The sequence below is a fragment of the Anabaena sp. WFMT genome, from assembly GCF_051781005.1.
Lineage (GTDB): Bacteria > Cyanobacteriota > Cyanobacteriia > Cyanobacteriales > Nostocaceae > Anabaena.
This window is the reverse complement of sequence record NZ_JBPWOA010000002.1, coordinates 155,790-179,071: the sequence shown is the minus strand read 5'-3', so window position 1 is coordinate 179,071 and position 23,282 is coordinate 155,790. Positions and strand designations below refer to the sequence as shown.

Below are 23,282 nucleotides of genomic sequence, written 5' to 3'. Positions count from 1 at the left end.
AAAACACTTGAATAACTATTAACCAAATCGAGCTATTTCTTAACACTTATTGATTATAACAAACATTTGTTAAGTTGTGTGTGAATTTCCCTAGCATCCAATTTTCTACCAATGAAAACTACTTGATTTTTAGGTGAAGTAGACCATTCATCAGCGTGCAAGTGATAACGAGGTCCACTCAGTTGAAAAATATGGCGTAAATCACTATCACTAAACCATAAAATTCCCTTAGCTCGAAATACGTCCTGGGGCATTTGTTCAGTCAGAAAATCCTCAAATTTATTAACGTCAAATGGTCTATCAGATTGAAAAGAGATTGATACAAAACCATCATTTTCTAAATGATGAGAGTGATGTTCATGATGATGATGGTGGTGGTCATGATTTTCATGGTGTTCAGGTGCGTGAGTATCTTCTTTATCACCAGAAATATATACATCTTTTGGTGTTAAACCTACACCTAAAATTAATGGTAAAGCAACTTCTCCATATTGAGTATGTAAAATTCTCGCTCCATTTTTTACATCATGGATAAAATGTTCTACTTCTTGTAGTTTTTCTGGTGTCACGAGGTCTGTTTTGTTGAGGAGAATAATATCTCCGTAAGTAATCTGTTGTAAAGCTGCTTCACTTTCAAAATGTTCCTCATTAAATGTCTCAGCATCTACTACTGTGAGAATTGAGTCTACATTTGTTAAATCCCTTAGTTCTGTTCCCAAAAAAGTTAAAATTATTGGTAATGGATCAGCCACACCAGTGGTTTCAATGACTAAATAATCAATGCGTTCTTCTCTCTCTAAAACTCGATAAACTGCATCAACTAAACCATCATTAATGGTGCAGCATATACAACCATTACTGAGTTCTACCATATCTTGGTCTACAGAAACTAGCAGTTGGCTATCAATATTAATATCACCAAACTCATTCACGAGTACAGCAACTTTTAAATCTTGTTTATTTTGGAGAATTTGATTTAAAAGTGTGGTTTTTCCACTACCTAAAAATCCTGTGATGATAGTCACAGGCATTCCTTGTTTGGGAATTTCAGGAATTATATTTGAAGTTGGTGCTGTTAATTGAGTCATCATCAGTTCAATAATTCGAGACATATAATGAGAATCGTTATCAGTCTAGCGCAAAAAGCTCTAAATGTTATTGATGTTGAAGTTTATTTTTGGGGAAATACAGTAAGGAGACAGAAGGCAGGAGTTGGGAATTTTGGATTATGTGAGTTTCTTCCAATCCAAAATCTAAAATCTAAAATCCAAAATTGTATTAGCTGGCTTTGATTCCAGTGATGCTATGGGAAAAGGCTACACTGGGTTTAGCGATCGCAGGGACGATTTTTTCACAAGCCATTCTTGCACCAGATAAATTCCTTGCTGTTGGCCCCACTTGTAACGCTGCTAAACCACCCATAATAAATAATTCACAACCAGTCCAACGCAGATACGTATCTAAAACAGGTAAACCGTTGACGATTTGGATGGGGTAAGCGGCTAAAATGTCTTTTAATAAAGGTTCTGTGGTGACATCGAATTTAGTACCAGTGGCTAACCAGATATAATCACACTCGTAAAAGTTATCATCACTACATTCTACCAGCCAATTATTACCCAACCATTCGGCTTTGATAACTTGACAATTTTCATCAATTATGATTTTACCACGATGCTTTTCTTTGCGTAGTTGGGAAGCTATTGCAGGTGTGATAGAACCACCATTTCTAGCTTGTTGAATTAGCGTCCACCGTTGCTGCCAATCTTGATCAAAAAATCCTTTGAGATATTTTGGGCCTAACCAACCCGGTTCAGCATCAAATAGCTTTTCTGATAACTGTCGTCGAAGTATCAAGTGAACTTTTGAACCACGAGAAATAGCACCTACAGCCAAATGTCCACTTGTCAAACCACCACCAACAATCAAGACTCTTTGAGACTTTAACTGTAATTGACGTAAATCTACAGTTTGAGAATGGCAAAGTCTATCTTGAGGATAGGGTGACTGAATCTTGTTTACCCAATCAGGAATGTGTATTTTACCGCTACCCGTTGCCAACACTAACCGCCGTGCAGTTACCGTTTGTCCATCTGACAGCCCTAATTGAAATTGAGGACGAAAATGATTAAATAACGGTTTAATGCTGGTTACAGCCAAAGGGATAACTTGATTTTGTAACTGATGTTCTGCTATTATACCCTCGCAAAAATCCGCAAATAGTTTTGTCCCTGGTAAATCGTAGGGGGGAAAGAGTTCCTGAGAACGAGATTCAGCAAATTTCCGTAAAGCGAAGGGGTTGGGGTGGGGATGATGAACTGCGGGCGATCGCAAATGAGGAATTTCCAAAGCTGCAAATTGCTGTTTCCAACCACTCATCCATGTACCACTGGGGTCAAATACGGCAAAGTTATCTTTCATTGTCTGCCGTTTTTGTAACAGATGGGCAGTCAAAGTTAGGGCATGGGGGCCAGCACCAATAATTCCTAGATCAATTTTTGCAGGGACTGTAATCATAATTCGTAATTGGTTGATTAATCTCTCTCATCCCCAGTTACATCAACATGAGAGCAACTTCTTTGGCGAAGTAGGTTAAAATTAAATCAGCACCAGCCCGCTTCATACTGGTTAAAGTTTCTAAAATCACCTGTTTCTCATCAATCCAGCCATTAGCGGCCGCTGCTTTAATCATTGCGTACTCACCGCTAACGTTGTATGCTGCAACTGGTAAATTTGTTACTTTTTTGACTCGATGTATGATGTCTAGATAAGCTAAAGCTGGTTTGACCATAATGATATCTGCACCTTCGGCAATATCTAATTCCACCTCTTTTAAAGCTTCTTGGCTATTGGCAGCATCCATTTGATAAGTCTTTTTATCACCAAATTTCGGGGCTGATTCTAAAGCATCTCGAAAGGGGCCATAGTAGGCTGATGCATATTTGGCAGAGTATGCCAAAATACATACATTGATATAACCTTCAGCATCTAAAGCCTGGCGAATTGCCCCAACTCTACCATCCATCATGTCAGAAGGAGCAACAAAATCAGCGCCGGCTGCTGCTTGGGAAAGTGCCATTTTTACTAACACTTCTACTGTGGGGTCATTTAAAATAATGCCGTTTTCATCGACTAAACCATCGTGACCATGAGTGGTGAAGGGGTCAAGGGCAACACCGGTAATAACGATGATTTCGGGAACTGCTTTTTTAATAGCTTTGACGGTGGTTTGTACCAAGCCTTCTGGGTTATAGCTTTCTGTACCTGTATCGTCTTTTTTATTTTCTGGGATAACGGGGAAAAGTGCGTAGTTTACCGCCGTAGGCATCGCATTAATTCCCAATTGTGACACTTCGGCTATTTCTTTCAGCAGCAAATCCAGAGAAAAACGATAACATCCCGGCATAGAAGGAATTTCTACTTTTTGTCCTTCCCCTTCCATCACAAACATCGGATAGATCAGGTCATTTACACTTAAAGTCGTTTCCCGCACCATTTTCCGCAAGCTTGCATTCCGACGCAGACGACGGGGACGTTGAGGCAGGTTTAAGGGCTTATCAGTGTTTGAATTTGCAGACGACATAGAGCTTATGTAAAATGATAATCATTATTATATAGCTTGAGTGGCAAAACAGTTATCCGTTATCTATCTCAAAAATGGTGAAATAATTTGTGATCATGAAATTTGAGATTGAAATATCTGATGAAAATTTTCAAGTCAGGTAATTGGAAACACACAGCCTTATTGATTCCGGTAGCCATCATTGTGGGTTTTCTCCCTGGTTCTCCAGAGGAACTTTTCAGCTTTTTTCAATATAGGGATAGGTACTGTTCCCATAATGCAAGTTCTCCATACTGCAATTTTTCAGTTGTTCGCACCATAGAGGGTCATCCTACAGCTTCTGCCATTGTGATCAGTGCGGACGGTCAAACTCTAGTCAGTGGTGGTCAAGATAAAACAATCAAAGTGTGGGAACTGCAAACAGGAAAGTTGAAAAAAACACTACGGAGTGATTCAGGTGCAATTAATGATCTGGCGATCGCTCCTGATGGTAAAACTGTTGTTAGTGGTAGTAGCGATCGCCTAGTACGCATCTGGGATATTACCTCAAATCGACCCCCTCAGTTACTCATAGGTCATTCTGGAAGTGTGACTCATGTTCATATTTCCTCAAATGGCAAGACTATTATGAGTCGTGATCGTGGTGACTCTCCAGAGATTAAAGTCTGGGATATGGTAACAGGTGAGCAAAAAGCAAAATTGCCATATATCCATTTTGATGATATTAGTCCAGATGGTAAAACTGTACTTATTACTTTACCGAGTAGTAAACTTGTGGCGTGGGATGTGGCAACAAACCAACAACAAGTCCTCCAACAATTTTTTAGCCCTTCTTCAAACTCAGGACTCATCAGTTTAGATGGGCAGACACTGGTTAATATCAAACGAGCAAGAAAAGACTATTTGCATCTGCAATTATCTGATTTAAAAACAGGAAAAGTAAAGGCAAAGAAACGCTTTTCTCGTAAAATATTTGAACCATTTAATATTGCCCTCAGCCGTAATTTTATGATTGGTAGTACCTCGAAGGGACTAACAGTGTGGAATCTACAAACAGCCGATCTAGAAGCAGTTCTGGAAAAACAGCAAATGAGTCATTTAGTTGTCAGTCCTGATGGCAAACTCTTAGCCGGAATTACAGGCAATTCAGATGATGCGAATATCATAATTAAAGTGTTGCAGCGTCCGTAAAGTTCCGAGGAAATTAACCCCTCAGCAATTGGTTAAACAAGAGGTATTTCATCTCTTAATCGCTTGATATCTTCCCAAAGCAATTAAAGGAAAATACTGTTGATAAAGGTGATATTTGAGATAGAAATGACAAGGAAAACCTGTTCCTGTAAAGTATGACTCATCCCAAGTACCATTTGATTTTTGAGTTTCTAACAAGTAATTAATCCCTCTTTCAATGCTATCAAAAGGCATTTTACCCGTTGCTTCACCTGCGGCTATGAGTCCAATTAACGCCCAAGCTGTTTGGGATGCGGTGCTGTCTCCTTTGCCTTTGAGATTGGAATCATTGTAACTAAAACAAGTTTCGCCCCAACCACCATCAATGTTTTGAACCTTGACTAACCAAGCTGCACCTTGTTCTATATTGGTGCAATATTTTTGAGGATTTATTAAAGCTAAAGCTGATAAAACGCCACTTGTTCCATAAATGTAATTTACCCCCCAACGTCCGAACCAACAACCTTCTTTTTCTTGTTCATTTAGAATATAAGTGAGCGATTTCTCTAATTTATCAGGTTGAATTGATAAGTTACAAGCCCCCAACATTTCTAATACTCTGGCTGTGACATCGGCTGTATTTGGATCAATCATGGCTTTTAAATCGCCATAGGGTACAGAATTGAGCCACTCTTGATCATTATCAATATCAAAAGCCGCCCAACCGCCTGGTTGACATTGCATTGATGCAATCCAGTTTAAAGCACGATTTATAGCTTGTTTTTTAAGTTCTTCATTCGGTAATTTTGTTTGATGCAAAGCCATGACAACTACAGCAGAATCATCAACATCTGGATAGAAACGATTGTCAAATTCAAACGCCCACGCGCCGGGTTTTCCCTGCTTATTTTTTACGTTCCAATCACCATAATCTAATATCTGTTTTTCTAATAACCATTCTCCAGCTTTTATTATTGCAGGATCATCTGCTGGAAAACCTGAATCAATTAAGGCACGAATTGCCCATGCTGTATCCCATACAGGAGATACACAAGGTTGAACGCAGTAACTATTTTCTGTTTCAATTGCAAAATTATCAACTGCTTTTAAACCTCTATATATAATTGGGTCGTTTGCATCGTAATCTAAACACTTCAAGGCTAACAGAGAATTTAACATGGCAGGAATTATTCCTCCCCAATCACCTGTAGCTTCTTGACGTTCTAAAATCCATTTTTCTGCGGCTTTAATTCCTTCATTTCTGAAGGGGATAAAGTTTAAGCTTTCTGCTAATTTAAAACCATTATCTAAGATGTTAAATATATCCGACCAATCACCATTTTGGGGTAATTCCCAGCGGACGTTATTTACACCTTCTGTATATAATTCATCTAGGTTTATAGGTTGATCAATTTTAAAAATAGGTTTACGATCAAAGACTATTAATAAAGGTACTGTGCTAGAACGCGCCCAACTAGAAAGTTCATAAATATTGAAGGGAAAATTATCGGGTAGCAGCATTACCCAAGGTGGTAAAGAAGGCAGTCCACGCCAGTTGTAGCAACCAATTAAGGCGAGGTGTAATTTGGTGAAAATGCGGGTTTTGCTGATTCCCCCTTTTTCTAAAATCAAAGATTTAGCGCGAATTAGGGCGGGATCTGTTGGGGGTACACCTAACAACCTCAGCGCCATATAAGCTTCAACCGTTGTACTCAGTTCTCCACCATCACCATAAAATAGTTCCCAACCGCCGTTTTCTCGTTGTTGCGATCGCAAATATGTTTCAATTTTATGCAAAGGTCGAGTTTTGTCTGTTCCCCAAATCTTATGCAGCAGAACGGTTTCAGCCGTGATGGTAACGTTGGATTCTAATTCCGCCCACCAATAGCCATCTGGCTTTTGAATCGCAAGCAGATGTTTTTGACTGGCTTTAATTGCTTCTGCTATTTGCTTGACTTGCACTCTGTTTTGTGTTTGCATTAATTACTTTCCTCTGCACTACATGATATTTAATCACATATCTTCTTACCTAAAATAATATGGATTAAATGAACCGCGAAGGCGCGAAGAGCGCGAAGGAAGAGGGAAGAAGGAAGAGGGAAGAAGGAAGAAGATAGATAATCTTTCCTAAAATCGCTTGACACTGTATTCTGTCTGAGTCACTGACAATTTGCAAGAGATATGACGGAAATTGTATTGGGGTTGGTGGTTTTATCTTTGGTAATTTGGTTATTTTTGCTTTTGTTTTGGGGGCAGTTTTGGCGGGTAGATCAGCAATTAGAAACAAGTGAAGACATCTACACACAACAAGGCTTACCTACAGTCTGTGTGGTGATTCCAGCGCGGAATGAAGCTGATGTGATTTCCATTAGTGTGCGATCGCTCCTCCTACAAGACTACCCTGGTGATTACAACATCTTTTTAGTAGACGATCATAGTACAGATAATACAGCACATTTTGCCCAAGAAGTAGCCCAAGCCGTAGATAAACCCCAACAATTACATATTGTCTCTAGTCAAGAATTACCCGCTGGTTGGACTGGTAAACTATGGGCAATGGAACAGGGTATACAAAAAGCCAATCAATTACAACCTGATTATTTTTTACTTACTGATGCAGATATAGAACATAATCCCAGCAATCTGCGGCGATTAATTGCCAAAGCTGAAGAAGAGAATTTAGACTTAGTCTCAATTATGGTCAAACTGCGTTGTCAAAGCCTTTGGGAACAACTACTAATTCCTGCCTTCGTATTTTTCTTCCAAAAACTCTATCCTTTTCGCTGGGTAAATAACCCCAAAAAAACTATAGCAGCAGCAGCAGGCGGTTGTATGTTAATCCGTCCAACAGCCCTAAATCGCATTGGGGGAATACAAGTAATTCGCCAAGCTTTAATTGATGATTGTTCTTTAGCAAAAGCCGTCAAATCCAATCAAGGACGGATTTGGTTAGGATTAAGCAATTTAACTTATAGCTTGCGTCCTTATGATTCTCTAAAAACAATTTGGGATATGGTAGCGCGTAGTGCTTACACCCAATTAAATTATTCTCCCTGGCTACTAATAGGAAGTGTGTTGGGAATGATATTAGTTTATCTAGTGCCACCTGTGGGAATGATTTTGGGTTTAGTTTTGGAAAACTTTCCTATTACTTTCACTGGTTTAATCACATGGTTATTGATGACTTTAGCTTATTTCCCCATCATCCGTTTTTATAAATGTTCCCCTTGGTTAGCCTTTTGTTTACCTATAATTGCTCTTTTCTATACTTTAATGACTATAGATTCTGCTATCCGTCACTGGCAAGGGCGTGGTGGTGAATGGAAAGGTAGAGTTTATTAAAAAATGCAGAAAAAAGGAAATTTTATCAGCCTTTTAAAATTAATTTTGAAATTTGTATTCCTTTAGATATAGTTTCCCTAATCATTATCTATTGTTTTTGCATCTATCGGATGATTGTCAAGAGGAATATGTTTGTTAAAATACGGGTATAAATGATGATTAATTGATATAGCGGTATGTATTTCACTCAACCGAGAACCGCTATAAAACAAATTTCATCATTTCACATGATGTATTTATTGCAGGTAAGCTTATGACAATGCAGAATGACAAAAGACAAGTCTATCAAGATAAAGTCAAAGCACAATTAGATAAATTCAATGCTCAGATTGATGAAATGAAAGCCAAGGCAAATCAAGCAAAAGCAGATACAGCCTTGGAATATAACAATAAATTGGAAGAAATATATACCAAGCGTGATGCTGCTCAAGCTAAATTAGAAGAATTGCAGCAAGCTGGTGAACAAGCTTGGGAAGAGATGCAAGTTGGCTTTGAAAAAGCTTGGAAAGAACTAAATACGGCTTTTGAAAGCGCTGTTGCTAAACTCAAATAAACCAAACCCACCAATTCCTTCCTCTAGTAGATATCTCCAATAAAGATTGTAGAACCGAGAATCCCTACCTATAGAACGTCTCTACAAGGGTTCTTGAAGACGCATATTTAATTTTCCCCAGATATCTAGTATGCGAGGTTAAGTCAAAGTCTCTGCCTTAGCAGGAGATACAGCAGAATTCAGGAGTCAGGATACAGAATGTTTGATATAGCAAGAAACAGAAGAGAAAAATATTCTTCTTCCTTCTTCCTTCTTTATCCTGACTCCTTGCCCTGAGCGAAGCCGAAGGGCTGACTCCTAACTTCTTACAAATCAGCATCTTCAGTAATTGTGTAATTAGTTAAATCGCTGTCGTAGTAACGCAATTCCCATCTATCATGACTCTGATTGTGATAACTAAATTCCTCTACATTAGGCGTTGCCGTACTCATATCACCAACAGATAAAACAACAGATTCTAATGGGATAGTTGATTGTGCTTCTAGGGGAAATAATGAACCTATATTATCGAAGGGAAATAGTGAGCCGATATTGATGAGACTGAAGGGTAACTCAATAGGAAATGGAAATGGTAAAGAAGGCGTTGGATTTGAAGGCTGAGTAGGTTCTGGAGTTTGTGTCCCATTTTCTGCTGTACGGGTAATAATATCCCGGATTTGGCTATCAGTCAGATTGGGGTTAGCACTAAGCATAAGGGCAACTACCCCAGCAACGTGAGGGGCTGCCATAGAAGTGCCACTGTAAGTGGCATATTGATTATTGGGAACTGTAGAGTAAATATCCTGACCAGGTGCTGTGACGTATTTGATTTCTTGAGAACCAGAACGGTTAGAGAAGTCAGTGAGGTTATTATTTTTATCTACTGCACCAACAGCAATTCCTAAATTATCAGCATAACGGGCGGGATAGGATGGTGTAGACTCGCTATTATTACCTGCCGCCATAACCACAATTACGCCTTTACTGCTGGCATATTCAAGGGCTGATTTGAGAGTATTATTACCAGAATTACCTCCCAGGCTGAGGTTAATCACATTAGCACCATTATCTACAGCATAATAGATGCCTTTGGCAATATTTGAATAAGAACCTGAACCATTTTCATCTAAAACCTTGACTGCCATAATTTTGGCATTATAAGCAATACCAGTCACACCACTACCGTTATTTTCCCCGGCGATAGTTCCTGAAACATGAGTTCCGTGTCCGTTGTCGTCTAAAACATTATTGTTAGTACTATTAAAGTTCCAACCTTGAATATCATCAATATAGCCATTACCGTCATCATCTATACCATTGCCCGCGATTTCTTTACTGTTCGTCCAGATATTATCATTCAAATCGGTATGGTTGTAGTCAACTCCAGTATCTAGAACGGCTACAACAATACCCTGGCCTGTATGTCCACGCTCCCACGCTGCCGGAGCATTCACCAAATCTGCACCCCAATTATTTCCACCCAAGTCAGGAGCATCTGGATAGGGACTCTCACCAGCAGCCTCACTAACTGCTTTTCCAGCATTGATTAAGCCATAGCCATTCTTGGAGTTATAGGTGCTAGTGGAGACAACAGACTCTTTTGTTTCCTGCTCTGGAGAGCTACTACGATTACCCCAACTCAAGCTATTGTCAGCCTGATTATTAAAGATATTAACTGGGGAAATAGGAGTAATATTCAGTTCCTTTTGGGAGGAAAAATTGTTAGTAATATCCAGTGTCATCAGACTTTTATCCTCAAAAATAGTAATCTTTTTGTAACAGCCTGATCTTTTCAAACCTTTATCTAGCAAAAGCTTGAAAGCGTTATTTATTAGTCATGGTCAAAAATTACTATAAATTGCTAACTATAAAAAGCTAATTTGATTACGAATTAAGGATTTAAAAAACAAGCAATCATGACAATTACAAAGTCATGATTTAATGACTTGATTAAAATTAAAATATGAGCAATTAATAACAATTAAAATAATTCATAATTCGTATCTTGCCTAGAAAAGTAGAATGCACCAATGACCGCAGTTGTAAATCTTCAAACAGATTGCCGCCAACTCTCCGGGGTTTCGATATAATCAGGTAGACGAGTAGTGCGATCGCCCAAAGCCATATTTATCTGCTCTAATTCCAGGTTTTTCGCCCCCGTCAGAATCGCTCCAGTCAATTTAACATCACAAAGATGAGCGCCAGCTAAGTTAGCTCCCATCAAATTTGCCCAAGAAAGATCAGCTTCATCAAGAATAGCCTTACAAAGATTAGCTCCCATCAGATTAGCTTGTTGCAAATCTGCTTCCGTCAAACTAGCTTCGCTGAGATTAGCAAAATAAATATCTGTTTGCTGCAATTTAGCCGCATTCAAATTTGCGCCTTGGAGATTTGCGCCATTGAGATTTGCACCTTGCAAATTCGCCGCAGTCAAACCCGCTAACTGTAAATTAGTTTTACCCAATTTTGCCCCTTGCAAATTAGCCAAAAATAACTTAGCACCAGACAGGTTAGCCGCTTTCAGAGTTGCTTGTTGCAAATTAGCTTTATACAAATTAGCTGCTTGTAAATTAGCTGCACGCAAACTTGCACCAGATAGGTTAGCTGAACGCAAGTTGACCCCGTATAAATTAGCAAGATTCAAATTCGCCCGACTTAAATTAGCTCCCCGCAAACTAGCTTTAAACAAATTAGCTTCATAGAGAATCGACCCGATGAGTTTAACCCCATCTAAATCTGCTCCACTTAAATCTATCTCCCGCAAATCAGATCCACACAAATCAGATCCCCGCAAATCAACCCCTTGCAGTTTAGCCCCTGCTAAATCTACCCGTCTGATGTCAATATTCCGTAAATCCAGTTTTTGATTTTCTCGATCTTGCTGAAAATTGCGTCTACCAATCACAGTTAGTGCCGCTTGAATATCGGTGCGAAGTTTGAGAGACTCTAATGGTATAGAATAATCTGCTGGCTGTTGACGGCGCGATCGTTCTCGCTGTTGACCCAAATCAATCGCCATAAAATCTTCCGGCTTGGGTAGTTTCCGCTCTAGTTGTATGGCTGCATTCTCTCGTATAAAAGCGGTGAGAATTTCCATAATTGTCCAATGTTCTTGGGGGAAATCCTGGGCAATTCTTTCTAACGCATAAATTGCACCAATGCGCGTTTCTACCTTGTCATGTCCTAACTGAGCAATTCCGCCAAGAAAGCGTTCTGCAATCAATCTTTCTTGAGTCAGTTTAGTATTTTCTATGCCAATTGCTAGGCTTTTCTCCGCTGTAATCGCATTTTTTTGCATTGCTTGAGTCCGCTTTGCCGCGTAGTAAGCATTAAGCATGACAGCTAAACCTAGAAAAACTATGGCAGTAGTAGTTAATGCTTGATTTCTATCAGTTATTCGCTGCTGAAGTGATAACTTCTCAATATTAGTAGATGCGAAGACAATCAGTATTAAGGACATAGCAACAATAACTATGATGGTAATAAACCAATTCAAAGTTGCGTCTGTCTTTTTAGCAGACATACCAGAAAGATGCTTCACAATAATGAGTTATTACTGAGATGATTAAGAACAACAGTATAGCATTTAGCTTCAAAGTTAGATATGCAAGAACTTACTTAATTAAGTGTTGTATTAATTAGTTAGAATGAAAATAAATATACTTTTCAGAAAAAATCTTACTGTCTGTAGAGCGATCGCATTGCTCAGTAGGTGAAGATATACACAGATCACAAAAATCAGACATAGAAAGACTTTCAACCCTGTTTCTTCTTCCCTGTTAAGATTTCCCTACCATACAATTTACTTCTATATCTACCCCTACACAGGAGTAGATGTCAATACCTGGAAAGCAAAAATTTCAGTTGCAACTTGATCAGTGATCAGCATTATACACTCGGTATATATTTTTTCTTACAACTTAAACTGAGCTTCCCTCAGGTTTGCTTCATCCAGGATAGCATCATTCAAAATTGCATCCTGTAAACTAGCTAAATATAGATTAGCTCGATGTAAGTTAGCACCAGAGAGATTTGCACCTCTGAGATTTGCTGCACTCAGGATAGCTTGGGAGAGATTAGCAAAATTGAGATTAGCACCAGAAAGATTTGCCGCACTGAGAATCGCTCCCTGTAGGTTTGCACCAACAAGATTTGCCTCTGATAGATTAGCTTGATAAAGGTTAGTTTGTTCCAGATTTGCACCTTGCAAGTTTACTCCCCTTAAGTCCGTGTAACTTAAGTCAATCTGCTCATTCTCCGGGTCATGTTTTGTATCTCTCCTAGCAATCACAGTAATAGCTGCTTGAATGACTGCCTTAGTGTTTTCTGAAGAATTATTCGTTACTTCTTCTGGGGATCTACTGGGAGCTTTATTTCGCACAAAATTAGTGAGCATATCCATAATTATCCAGTGGTATTGTGGATTAACTTCAGCGATATGCTCTAAATCATTAATTGCATCTAAACTGATTACCATTGAATTATTTTCCAGTCGGCTTACAACTTTCATTAAGTAATCCTGATGGTGTTTATTGTGTTGATCATGCTTTAGTTTTTCATTGATTACCAGCATCCACCGGATGATTTTTATGCTAGTAATTTTATCGAAAAAACCAGTATTTTGAACATCTTTAGATGTAATAGAAAATATTTTTGGCACTCTCATAATACTTGTATTGTTTTTTATTGAGTATTTTTTTGCAACTGTTTGTACATAAATAACCTTTAATTATTAGTTAGCATAACTACCAAGTAATTTAGAATCCCCAATTCAAAAGATACTAGAGGAACTATTAGCAGGTTAATAAATCATATCTATGATCTACAGCTATTTGGGATCAGCCCAATTCTACTCTGCACTAAAAAAAGAAAACATAATCATTTGAGGTATAGACACCAAGAAAAATATATGTTAAACATATGGTTCAAAATTTAGTTGTAAATACTACTGTTTACTATTCATAAACAACTGATCAGAATCATGATCATATTGATATTTAATGATTAACCATATTTACTTAAATCTGACAATGCAGCAAAATTCCCGACCAATACTGAAACAGCTAGTGCTGATCGGTGGAGGTCATAGTCATGCCATTATCTTGAGACTTTTGGGTAAAAAACCTTTACCTGGATTGTATTTGACCTTAATTACTCCAGATAAATATACGCCCTACTCTGGGATGTTACCAGGACATCTTGCTGGATTTTACAGTTATGCTGAGTGTCATATTAACTTGCAAAATTTAAGCAACTTTGCTCATGTAAATTTGTATTTTGACAGAGTAGTTGGGCTAGATTTGCAAAATAACAAAGTGATTTGTGCTAACCGACCTGCGGTAGATTTTGATCTACTGTCTATTGATATTGGCAGCACTCCTGCTAAATTGTCTGTATCAGGTGCAGCAGAATATGCTATTAGTGCTAAACCAGTAGCACAACTTTTAGAACATTGGTATAAATTACAAAAAAGTGTAGCTGTAAAACCCCAAAAACCGCTAAGTATTAGTATTGTGGGTGGTGGTGCTGGGGGTGTGGAATTGGCGTTATCAATGCAAGCAGGTTTACAAAAATTAGAGATTGAAAATTTAGAAGTGCATTTATTTCAACGAGGTAGGGAATTAATGCCAAATCATCATCTATCAGTACGGCGAATCATGGAAGAAGTTTTAACTAAAAAAGATGTAAAACTGCATTTAGGGGAAACAGTGTGTCAACTTGTACCGATAAACGAAAATTTTGATGTGAAATGTGAATCTGGGTTAATAGTTGAATGTAATAAAGTTTTTTGGGTGACACAAGCATCAGCACCAAATTGGGTAAAAGCATCAGGAATTGGTACTGATGAACAAGGGTTTATTTTAGTAGATGATCATTTGCAATCTCTCACCCATTCCCATATTTTTGCAGCGGGTGATATTGCGACTATGGCAAGTTATCACCTACCAAAAGCAGGTGTGTTTGCGGTGCGTCAAGGTAAACCGTTGTATGAAAATTTGTGCAGGATGGTTTTGGGTAAATCACTCAAACCCTACAAACCACAAAAAGCATATTTGAGTTTGATTAGTACAGGGGACAAAAGAGCATTAGCTACTAGGGGAAATTTCACTTTACCTCCCCATCAATTATTGTGGCACTGGAAAGACTGTATTGATCGCCGTTTCATGGAACAATTCCAAAATCTACCAAAAACCTGATAAATTGCACTATCAGCCTCAAGATAGATTAAAAAATAATGAAACGTAGACAAATTATCAATACTGGTGTAATTGCAACAGCAACAGCCACACTTACCGCAGCTTGTGCAAAAACAGTTACATCTAGCAACGCACAAGGTAGTTTACCCAGTGTCAGATGGCGCATGGCCACTAGCTGGACAAAGACTTTAGGGACTTATATCGGTGCGGAAACCATCTCCAGACGTGTCAAAGAAATGACCAATGGCCGTTTCACCATTACTCCTTTTGCGGCTGGGGAATTAGTTCCAGGATTACAAGTATTAGATGCTGTTCAAGCGGGAACTGTGGAATGTGGACACACTGCTAGTTATTATTACATTGGTAAAAATCCAGCATTAGCTTTCGCTACTACTGTACCCTTTGGCTTAAATGCCCAACAGCAAAATGCTTGGTTGTATCATGGTGGTGGACTGGAAGCCATACAAAAAATATATGCTAATTTCAATATCATCAACTTTCCTGCTGGTAATACTGGGGCGCAAATGGGAGGATGGTTTAAGAAAGAAATCAAATCTGTTGCTGATTTGAATGGGTTAAAAATGCGGATTCCTGGCTTAGGTGGACAAGTTATGTCTCGCTTGGGGGTGAATGTGCAAGTGTTACCCGGAGGAGAAATATATTTAGCATTAGATAGGGGTGCAATTGATGCGGCTGAGTGGGTGGGACCCTATGATGATGAGAAGTTGGGTTTAAATAAAGCCGCGCAATTTTATTATTATCCTGGTTGGTGGGAACCGGGTCCAACTTTAGATGTTTTGGTGAGTCGTAAGGCTTGGGATAAATTACCTAAAGAATACCAAGAAATTTTTAGATCAGCAACTGTTGAAGCTAACGTGAATATGTTGACTGAGTACGATGCTTTGAATGGGGAAGCGCTGACAAGATTGCTCGCTGGTGGGACTAAATTAACTCCTTACAGCGAAGAGATTATGCAAGCTGCAAAAAAAGCGGCTTTTGATATATATGAGGAAAATGCTAGTAAGGATGCAAGTTTTAAACAGCTTTATGAACAGTGGAAAACCTTTAGACAGCAGATTTTTAACTGGAATCGTGTCAATGAATTAAGCTATGCCAATTTTGTGACGGCTGATAGTAAATAATATCTCATTTGAGTTCAATGTAAGTTATGTTGGGGTCAGGCGATCGCTTGACTCACATTTTTTGCAAATTTCGTTTTTAGTGGAAGTAAATTTACCAAACTCAGTACTCGGAACTCGTAACTCTTCATACTTGGCTACTTTTGCCCCTAATTCGGGCTGGCTTCATTTAACCAGATATAAGACCGAACCTATGTTCCAACTCATCCCTAGGAGACAAATGATCCCCACTGCGTACATAATACTTCGCCAGGGCTGAAAACCGAAAAGATACATCAATGTATGAAGTATTCGCGCAATTGTGAAAGTGGGAAACAGCCAAGTTGCAGCCCTTGGTGATGCTCCAGTCAGCAGATACGCTATGCCTAGACCCAGAAATATGGGAATGTTCTCTAAGTCATTAAGCCAAGCTTTGGCCGCACGTTGAACTTGTGGTATCTCCTCTGCTGCGGGCGGTTTATTGAATACTGCTGCGTCCTCAGGGTTCACAAATATACGTTTGCTAATACGATAAAACCCCTGATAGGCTGAAAGTGCAAACATTTTCAAAAAGAGGACTATAACGCACAACGAATACCATTGAAGAGCGGTTTCCATATTTTTGATCATAAAGATCACCCGTGATTTTGAATTTGTATTTAACCCAATTAAAAACTGTTGTAATACTCCATATTCCTACATAGTCTTGTGTTTTATTAACCTCCCAAAGAAGGTAAAAAACTCACAATTCCTGGGAAGGTAATAATTAAAAGCACTACCAACAATTGCAACAAAATAAAGGGAATTACACCACGATAAATATCACCAGTTGTGACTTCTGGTGGTGCAACACCGCGCAGGTAAAATAACGCAAAACCAAAAGGTGGGGTGAGGAAAGAAGTTTGCAGATTTGCCCCTAAGATGACACCATACCAAACTAAATCAATGCCTAAAGTTTGGGCAACTGGGACAAATAAAGGCACGATGATAAAGGCGATTTCAAAGAAGTCGATGAAAAAGCCGAGAAAGAAAACTACTGTCATGCTGAGGGCTAAAAAGCCGATTTTGCCACCGGGGAGATTGGAGAGGACATCAAACATAAAGCGATCGCCATTTAATCCCCGAAAGACTAAACTAAAGGCTGTAGAACCCAGCAAAACGAAAATTACCATGCTGGTAATTCGCAAAGTGTTATCACAAACTTGACGCAGAGATGCTAAAGTTAGTTGACCGTTAGCAGCAGCAAGTGCGATCGCTCCCCCACATCCTACCGCACCCGCTTCCGTTGGTGTAGCAATGCCAAAAAATATACTTCCTAAAACTAAAGAAATCAAAATCAACGGCGGTAGCATCACCTGAACTACCCGCTTTCTCAAAGCCTTTCCACCAATTTCCCGCACTTCCGCAGGTAAAGCTGGCGCTACCTCTGGCTTCAAAAATGCCACAATTAGTACATGGAGAGCAAAAGCCCCCGCCATCATCAAACCAGGAATGACTGAACCAATAAACAAATCACCGACAGACACACCCAATTGGTCGCCTAAAACCACCAAAACCACACTAGGGGGAATAATTTGTCCCAAAGTTCCCGAAGCCGCAATTACCCCAGTAGCTAATTCTTTGTTATAACCATAACGCAGCATAATCGGTAGAGAAATCAAACCCATTGCTACCACAGTCGCTGCTACCACACCAGTAGTCGCTGCAAGTAATGCACCTACCAAAATCACAGCTAAAGCCAGTCCACCCCGCAAGCGTCCTAGCAAAATCCCCATCGTTTCTAACAACCTTTCCGCAATGCCAGATTTCTCCAACATTGACCCCATGAAAATGAAATAAGGGATAGCTAACAGGGTATAATTGGACATAATGCCAAAAATCCGCTGTGGCATCGCAGTCAGAAATACCGGGTCAAAAACACCCAAAGAAATTCCCACAATTCCGAATAAAATCGCCACACCACCCAGAGAAAAAGCAACTGGATACCCCAAAGACAGCAGCACTAAAGCACCCGCAAACATAAACGGGCCAAGCCATTCATAATCCAGCGTCATGGTTTTCCTCCTGAAGTTCTATTCTGTTTTGGAGAATTGCCAAATTTTTAATCGCTTGGGAAATTCCCTGAAAAATCAGCAGCACAAAAGCAACAATAATCATCGCTTTAATGGGGTAGCGTGGTAAACCACCAGGATCAGGTGATGTTTCCAGAATTTGCCAAGACGCAATAATGCTATCCCAGGAAAAAATAATCACCATAATACAGAAGGGAATTAGAAAAAATACTGTTCCCACTAAGTCTGCAAGTGCTTTGCGTTTACCTTGCCAATTACTGTAAAAAATATCAACACGGACGTGTTCGTCATGCTTGAGAGTGTAAGCTGCACCTAATAGAAAAACTAAGTCAAAAATATACCATTGAGCTTCTATATAGGCGTTGGATGTAAGATTACTACCAATCAAGCGCCCAATGTATCTACCTGCAACATTCCACACACCCAGTATAACCATAACTAGGACTAGCCAACTAGTTAATCTGCCAATGCGTTCAGTACAAGCATCAATAAAGTTTGATATTTTTAATAACGTGTCCAATGCTTTTCTTCTCTCCTCTTAGAATACTACACCCTAGATAGTAACATCACCCGCTTGAAGTATCTGTACACCATAGTTCTCTCAAATCGTACTTTAACTTTGAGATCAGGGGTATAGTTCAACAAATGAGCATCTAACCGATTAGTATAAAATAATTAAAGCCCAAATTATTGACGAGGTTAGTGAAGCATGAATAATTCCTTAATTGGGATTGAAAAGTTATTAGATACAGATTTAGAAGAACTCAGAAAAGTTAGTCTAGATATTTGGTATAGTCACTATTCCCAAATTATCAGCATTGAGCAGATAGATTATATGCTAAATCTGATGTACGGTGTAGGAGTAATTGAAAATGAAATTTTAAATCAAGGTATATTCTACGATAAAGTCTTAAAAGATAATCAATTCGTTGGTTATTTATCCTATGGCTCAGAAACCAAAAATAATATTACTTATTTAAAACTACATAAATGTTACTTATTATCCTTCCTACATGGTTTAGGATATGGGCAAATCATGTTATCTCATGTTTGCAAAAAAGCACAAGAAATGAACTTGAAACAAATAATTCTCAATGTCAATAAAAGGAATGAAAAAGGAATTAAAGCTTACACTAAATTTGGCTTTAAAATTATTGCCAGTGAAATTAAAAATTTTGGGAATGGATTTGTAATGAATGACTATATAATGGGTTATGATATTTAAGAGATAGGATACCAATATTTATTAATAAATTTATTAAGTTAATTGTTGAGGTAATATTAAACTAAGGAAATCTGTTGCATTTATAATTGCAATACCTTCATAACTACCTAAAGGTAACAATGTGAGTTGCATTGGACAAAACTGCACATTCTAAAATCATATTATCATCTGGGTCAGTGGTGAGAAAATTTAAAGTGTTGGTAATTGTTACTAATCGGAGAAAGCTGAGTAAATCAGATATTGTATCAATTACTTGAGTATCTGAAAATTTTAGCTTTAGTTGTAATTTTTCTGTGACTTCCTCAAGTATTTCTGGACATATTACACCTTCTATTATTTCCTTACGTGCCAATTCAAGACAGCGAAAAGGGTTGCTTCTCCAGCCAATACCAGAGAGCAAAACATTTGTATCAAATACCACTACTAGGCGCACCGTCTGTCCTCATGCACCAAATCATCTATAAATGATTCATGTTCATCTTCTGACATAGTATCCCAATTTAAACCACGTTCAGCACATAAGTTATGTAGTTGTTTTTCCGCATATTCCATGCGAGACTCACGCTTACTTTCACTTTCCTTAGCTAGTGCTAACAAGACTACTCGTTTACTTTCAGGGGGTAGTTGCTTGACTAATTCAATTACCTGTTGATCGCTTAATGTGAGATTTGGCATGATTATTACCTCCACTTCTATTTTGCACTCAAAAATGAAAAAACCCTCCGCGTACCTCTGCGCTAACCTCCGTGTCCCTCTGCGTTAAAAAAAAGAGAGATAGAAAACTCTACCTCTCCCAAGAATAAATTATTTAAACCAAATCAGAATTTAGTATCTGCTGGGTTTGTGAACGATAAAGCTGAGAACTTGACACTGCTTGATGTTGTCAAAACCAACAACACGAACATAGCAGTTACCGAACTGAGAACGGCAACCTTGAACTTCACTCAATACTTCTTGAGTGGTTTTAGCACCAAACAAAGGTAGCTTCCACATTGTCCAGAACAATTCGGTTGGTTCAGATGTTTCATTGAACTCGATTGCTGGAATGTAGCCTTGGCTCAGAATGTACTGAACTTGCTTGGCAATTTGAGCATCAGACAAGGGGGGAAGATAAGAGAGAGTTTCGTAACGACGCTCTTTTGATAAAGTTTGCATAGCTGTTGGTAATGGGTTGTTTTTACTACTACGTTGACCGACTAACCGGATAAATTATCCAAATCAGGGTCTGAGATTGTGTGCTGTTCAGTTATTGGGCTGGGACTTGATAAATTTAGTTGCGTGATGCGTTCGAGATGCTGGCGACGCTGTTCCATGTTGGCTTGCTGAATGCCAGTACGCACCATTTCTGGTAAGAAATCTGTCACTTCCGCCGCAATGTGTTCCCTGACAGTCATAATTCGCAAAGCCAAATCTGACTTGACCAGAAACAATTCCTCAATATACGCTTCTCCGTCTTGGATTTTCCCCGCAGAAAAGTTTTGCAACCAATATGCTAAAGGAGGATTTGTTTCGCCTAGCTGTGCCAAAACAGTCATAAGTGCCTGATAAGTCAGATAACTTTGGAGAGTTTTGGCTGTGTCTTTCGCAATTTGCTTTAAATTCATGCTTGACCCCAGCCCCATAGATTTTAGATTTTGGACTTCGTCGTGAGCGTTCAGTCGAACGATTTTGGATTTTAAATTTATCCAATAGTCCAAAATCCCAAATCCTAAATGATCAGACGGTATCCATTGCTTCAAACTCGAACTTGATTTCTTTCCACAGTTCGCAAGCAACAGCTAGTTCAGGAGACCACTTAGCCGCTTCGCGGATAATGTCGTTACCTTCACGAGCCAAGCTACGTCCTTCGTTACGAGCTTGAACGCAAGCTTCTAGAGCTACGCGGTTAGCGGTTGCACCAGGAGCATTACCCCAGGGGTGACCAAGTGTACCACCACCAAACTGTAGTACGGAGTCATCACCAAAGATTTCTAGGAGTGCGGGCATATGCCATACGTGGATACCACCGGAAGCAACTGCCATTACACCAGGCATAGAAGCCCAATCTTGGGTGAAGTAGATACCGCGAGACTTGTCTTGCTCAACGTAGTTTTCACGTAGTAGGTCAACGAAGCCCATTGTGATGCCGCGTTCGCCTTCCAATTTACCAACAACTGTACCGGTGTGAATGTGGTCACCACCAGACATCCGCAAGGTTTTAGCCAATACGCGGAAGTGGATACCGTGGTTCTTTTGACGGTCAATTACAGCGTGCATAGCACGGTGAATGTGCAGCAAAATACCGTTCTTACGACACCAATGAGCCAAGGTGGTGTTAGCTGTGAAACCTGCGGTCAGGTAGTCATGCATGATGATGGGCATTTTGAGTTCTTTAGCGTACTCAGCCCGTTCCAGCATTTGTTCACAGGTAGGAGCGGTTACGTTCAAGTAGTGACCCTTGATTTCGCCGGTTTCTGCTTGTGCTTTGTGGATTGCTTCTGCTACAAACAAGAAGCGATCGCGCCATCTTTGGAATGGAGCGGAGTTGATGTTTTCGTCGTCTTTGGTGAAGTCCAAACCACCACGTAAACATTCGTATACAGCGCGTCCGTAGTTCTTAGCAGACAAGCCTAATTTGGGCTTAATGGTACAACCCAACAAAGGACGACCATATTTGTTCAACTTGTCGCGTTCAACTTGAATACCGTGAGGAGGACCTTGGAAGGTCTTCAAGTAAGCAACGGGAATCCGCAAGTCTTCCAAACGCAATGCGCGTAATGCTTTGAAACCAAATACGTTACCTACAATAGAGGTCAACATATTGGTTACGGAACCTTCCTCAAACAAGTCTAGAGGATAAGCAACGTAAGCGATGTATTGGTTGTCTTCACCAGCAACTGGTTCGATGTCGTAGCAACGACCTTTGTAGCGATCTAGGTCGGTGAGCAAGTCTGTCCATACAGTTGTCCAAGTACCTGTAGAAGACTCAGCAGCTACCGCAGCACCAGCTTCTTCAGGTGGAACTCCAGGTTGAGGAGTCATCCGGAATGCTGCAAGAATATCTGTATCTTTAGGTGTGTAATCGGGAGTGTAATAAGTTAGTCTGTAATCTTTAACCCCAGCTTGATACCCAGCTTTCGCCTGAGTCTTCGTTTGCGCGTAAGACATATTTTCCTTCCAAGAAGTCATTCTTTTTACTATCAAATCACGTTATGTGCAATTTCTTATCACCCTTTATCTTTCTCCTTTTCTCATTGTAGATATAAAGAGAACTTATATTTGGGGGTTGACTGTTGGTTGAGGGCAGCGTTATTTGTGCGACAAACATTTGGCAGCGGTGGTAAATTCCCGCACCTTTATGATTATCTCTATATAGAAGCGCACATCTAGGCGCTCTGCTTTTTCCCTCGTCCCACAAACACAAAGTTGTTTCTATCTCTTTTGCTTGCCTTACTAAACCTGCTTAATTTCAGAGAAAATTCGGTGCTTTACGGGCATTTATGCCTTAAAAGTAGGAAAAATTAGGGTTTTAAGCTGTCTAGCTCATTTTCCCGTTTTTTCTCCTGATATCTTTATCCTGATTGGGTAAAAAGATATAAAGGAAACTTCACTAACTGCGGTTTAGCTCAGGAGTGAGCTAAAGATAAAAAACTGCACACGACGTAATTTGTAACTTGTCTCACAATATATCAATAATTCAATAAGTTATTCTTTGAAAATTTTGAACTCATATATTTAAATTTCTTATTAAAGAAATTTTTAAACATTTTGTTAAGACTACTGTACAAAGGGTGACTATTAGTTGTATTAACTACCTGCGATAGATTGCTCTGCCAGATACAAAAGGATTTCTAGTCTACTGAGTGCTGTGTCACCCCATAGTTAAAATTAGGGGACGGTTAGAGACTTCCAACTAAAAAAATATCCCGTCGTTGTGACGGCAGGGGGGCAGGGAGCAGGGAGCAGGGAGCAGGGGGAAGAAAAGTCGCTTTGATTTGGTGAAATTGGATCATCTTTTTTGTGGAGTTCTCTTAGCGATCGCACCAAAGTCTTGTCAAATTAGTTTACTGACTCCCGATCGTGCA

21 protein-coding genes are annotated in these 23,282 nt (G+C 39.3%); 6 read left to right on the top strand and 15 right to left on the bottom strand.

The window, feature by feature from the left end; translation table 11 throughout:
- Positions 1-53: 53 nt before the first annotated feature.
- The 3 genes from ACSQ6I_RS01075 to hemB all read right to left on the bottom strand — a co-directional run bounded on the left by ACSQ6I_RS01075 (position 54) and on the right by hemB (position 3,583).
- Positions 54-1,088 carry a CobW family GTP-binding protein gene (locus ACSQ6I_RS01075; RefSeq protein WP_438888986.1) on the bottom strand — a complete coding sequence of 345 codons (1,035 nt, stop codon included), beginning with the start codon at positions 1,086-1,088 and terminating at the stop codon, positions 54-56.
- 190 nt (positions 1,089-1,278) lie between these two features.
- Positions 1,279-2,517, bottom strand: coding sequence for an FAD-dependent oxidoreductase (locus ACSQ6I_RS01070; protein ID WP_438888393.1), 1,239 nt, complete (start codon positions 2,515-2,517; stop codon positions 1,279-1,281).
- Positions 2,518-2,554: 37 nt separating this feature from the next.
- On the bottom strand, positions 2,555-3,583 hold the full coding sequence (hemB, locus tag ACSQ6I_RS01065; RefSeq protein ID WP_438888392.1) for a porphobilinogen synthase: 1,029 nt from the start codon (positions 3,581-3,583) through the stop codon (positions 2,555-2,557).
- A 120-nt stretch (positions 3,584-3,703) separates the two neighbouring features.
- Between hemB and ACSQ6I_RS01060 the strand changes: the two genes are divergently transcribed.
- A complete protein-coding gene (locus ACSQ6I_RS01060; RefSeq protein WP_438888391.1) occupies positions 3,704-4,753 on the top strand; it encodes a WD40 repeat domain-containing protein in 1,050 nt (349 codons plus the stop codon).
- A gap of 48 nt (positions 4,754-4,801) precedes the next feature.
- On the opposite strand, the gene shc is transcribed toward ACSQ6I_RS01060, so the two are convergent.
- Positions 4,802-6,712 (bottom strand): squalene--hopene cyclase, encoded by a 1,911-nt coding sequence (gene shc, locus ACSQ6I_RS01055; RefSeq protein ID WP_438888390.1) that lies wholly within the window; start codon positions 6,710-6,712, stop codon positions 4,802-4,804.
- A gap of 201 nt (positions 6,713-6,913) precedes the next feature.
- On the opposite strand from shc, the gene ACSQ6I_RS01050 reads away from it, so the two are divergent.
- Both ACSQ6I_RS01050 and ACSQ6I_RS01045 read left to right on the top strand, forming a co-directional pair.
- Entirely contained in the window at positions 6,914-8,074 is a 1,161-nt protein-coding gene (locus tag ACSQ6I_RS01050; protein WP_438888389.1) for a glycosyltransferase, read from the top strand.
- 253 nt (positions 8,075-8,327) lie between these two features.
- Positions 8,328-8,627: a hypothetical protein gene (locus ACSQ6I_RS01045; RefSeq protein WP_438888388.1), complete on the top strand. Its 300-nt coding sequence runs from the start codon at positions 8,328-8,330 to the stop codon at positions 8,625-8,627.
- Positions 8,628-8,932: 305 nt separating this feature from the next.
- Here the strand turns inward: ACSQ6I_RS01045 and ACSQ6I_RS01040 are convergent, their stop codons facing one another.
- The 3 genes from ACSQ6I_RS01040 to ACSQ6I_RS01030 form a co-directional block, all read right to left on the bottom strand.
- Positions 8,933-10,348 (bottom strand): S8 family peptidase, encoded by a 1,416-nt coding sequence (locus tag ACSQ6I_RS01040; RefSeq protein WP_438888387.1) that lies wholly within the window; start codon positions 10,346-10,348, stop codon positions 8,933-8,935.
- 308 nt (positions 10,349-10,656) lie between these two features.
- Positions 10,657-12,129, bottom strand: coding sequence for a pentapeptide repeat-containing protein (locus ACSQ6I_RS01035; protein ID WP_438888386.1), 1,473 nt, complete (start codon positions 12,127-12,129; stop codon positions 10,657-10,659).
- Positions 12,130-12,519: 390 nt separating this feature from the next.
- Entirely contained in the window at positions 12,520-13,116 is a 597-nt protein-coding gene (locus tag ACSQ6I_RS01030) for a pentapeptide repeat-containing protein (RefSeq protein ID WP_438888384.1), read from the bottom strand.
- Between the two features lie 520 nt (positions 13,117-13,636).
- On the opposite strand from ACSQ6I_RS01030, the gene ACSQ6I_RS01025 reads away from it, so the two are divergent.
- Positions 13,637-14,803, top strand: a complete 1,167-nt coding sequence (locus ACSQ6I_RS01025) for an FAD-dependent oxidoreductase (RefSeq protein ID WP_438888383.1) — start codon at positions 13,637-13,639, stop codon at positions 14,801-14,803.
- Between the two features lie 38 nt (positions 14,804-14,841).
- The gene (locus ACSQ6I_RS01020) at positions 14,842-15,945 is read left to right on the top strand and encodes a TRAP transporter substrate-binding protein (RefSeq protein WP_438888381.1); all 1,104 of its coding nucleotides are present in this window, start codon (positions 14,842-14,844) and stop codon (positions 15,943-15,945) included.
- Between the two features lie 162 nt (positions 15,946-16,107).
- Here the strand turns inward: ACSQ6I_RS01020 and ACSQ6I_RS01015 are convergent, their stop codons facing one another.
- From ACSQ6I_RS01015 to ACSQ6I_RS01005, 3 genes are all read right to left on the bottom strand, one after another.
- On the bottom strand, positions 16,108-16,539 hold the full coding sequence (locus ACSQ6I_RS01015; protein WP_438888985.1) for an MAPEG family protein: 432 nt from the start codon (positions 16,537-16,539) through the stop codon (positions 16,108-16,110).
- Positions 16,540-16,637: 98 nt separating this feature from the next.
- Entirely contained in the window at positions 16,638-17,975 is a 1,338-nt protein-coding gene (locus tag ACSQ6I_RS01010) for a TRAP transporter large permease (RefSeq protein ID WP_438888380.1), read from the bottom strand.
- On the bottom strand, positions 17,959-18,513 hold the full coding sequence (locus ACSQ6I_RS01005; RefSeq protein ID WP_438888378.1) for a TRAP transporter small permease subunit: 555 nt from the start codon (positions 18,511-18,513) through the stop codon (positions 17,959-17,961). Before ACSQ6I_RS01005 ends, ACSQ6I_RS01010 begins: the two co-directional genes overlap by 17 nt.
- Before the next feature lie 189 nt (positions 18,514-18,702).
- Here ACSQ6I_RS01005 and ACSQ6I_RS01000 point away from each other — a divergent pair, with 189 nt between their 5' ends.
- On the top strand, positions 18,703-19,218 hold the full coding sequence (locus ACSQ6I_RS01000; RefSeq protein ID WP_438888377.1) for a GNAT family N-acetyltransferase: 516 nt from the start codon (positions 18,703-18,705) through the stop codon (positions 19,216-19,218).
- A gap of 103 nt (positions 19,219-19,321) precedes the next feature.
- On the opposite strand, the gene ACSQ6I_RS00995 is transcribed toward ACSQ6I_RS01000, so the two are convergent.
- The 5 genes from ACSQ6I_RS00995 to ACSQ6I_RS00975 all read right to left on the bottom strand — a co-directional run bounded on the left by ACSQ6I_RS00995 (position 19,322) and on the right by ACSQ6I_RS00975 (position 22,365).
- Complete coding sequence (locus ACSQ6I_RS00995; RefSeq protein WP_438888375.1) at positions 19,322-19,651, bottom strand: putative toxin-antitoxin system toxin component, PIN family; 330 nt, start codon at positions 19,649-19,651, stop codon at positions 19,322-19,324.
- Complete coding sequence (locus ACSQ6I_RS00990) at positions 19,642-19,893, bottom strand: hypothetical protein (protein ID WP_438888374.1); 252 nt, start codon at positions 19,891-19,893, stop codon at positions 19,642-19,644. Before ACSQ6I_RS00990 ends, ACSQ6I_RS00995 begins: the two co-directional genes overlap by 10 nt.
- Positions 19,894-20,043: 150 nt before the next feature.
- Complete coding sequence (locus tag ACSQ6I_RS00985) at positions 20,044-20,373, bottom strand: ribulose bisphosphate carboxylase small subunit (protein ID WP_015212303.1); 330 nt, start codon at positions 20,371-20,373, stop codon at positions 20,044-20,046.
- A gap of 41 nt (positions 20,374-20,414) precedes the next feature.
- Positions 20,415-20,822 carry a RuBisCO chaperone RbcX gene (rcbX, locus tag ACSQ6I_RS00980; protein ID WP_438888373.1) on the bottom strand — a complete coding sequence of 136 codons (408 nt, stop codon included), beginning with the start codon at positions 20,820-20,822 and terminating at the stop codon, positions 20,415-20,417.
- Between the two features lie 112 nt (positions 20,823-20,934).
- Positions 20,935-22,365, bottom strand: coding sequence for a form I ribulose bisphosphate carboxylase large subunit (locus tag ACSQ6I_RS00975; protein ID WP_438888372.1), 1,431 nt, complete (start codon positions 22,363-22,365; stop codon positions 20,935-20,937).
- Between the last annotated feature and the right edge of the window lie 917 nt (positions 22,366-23,282).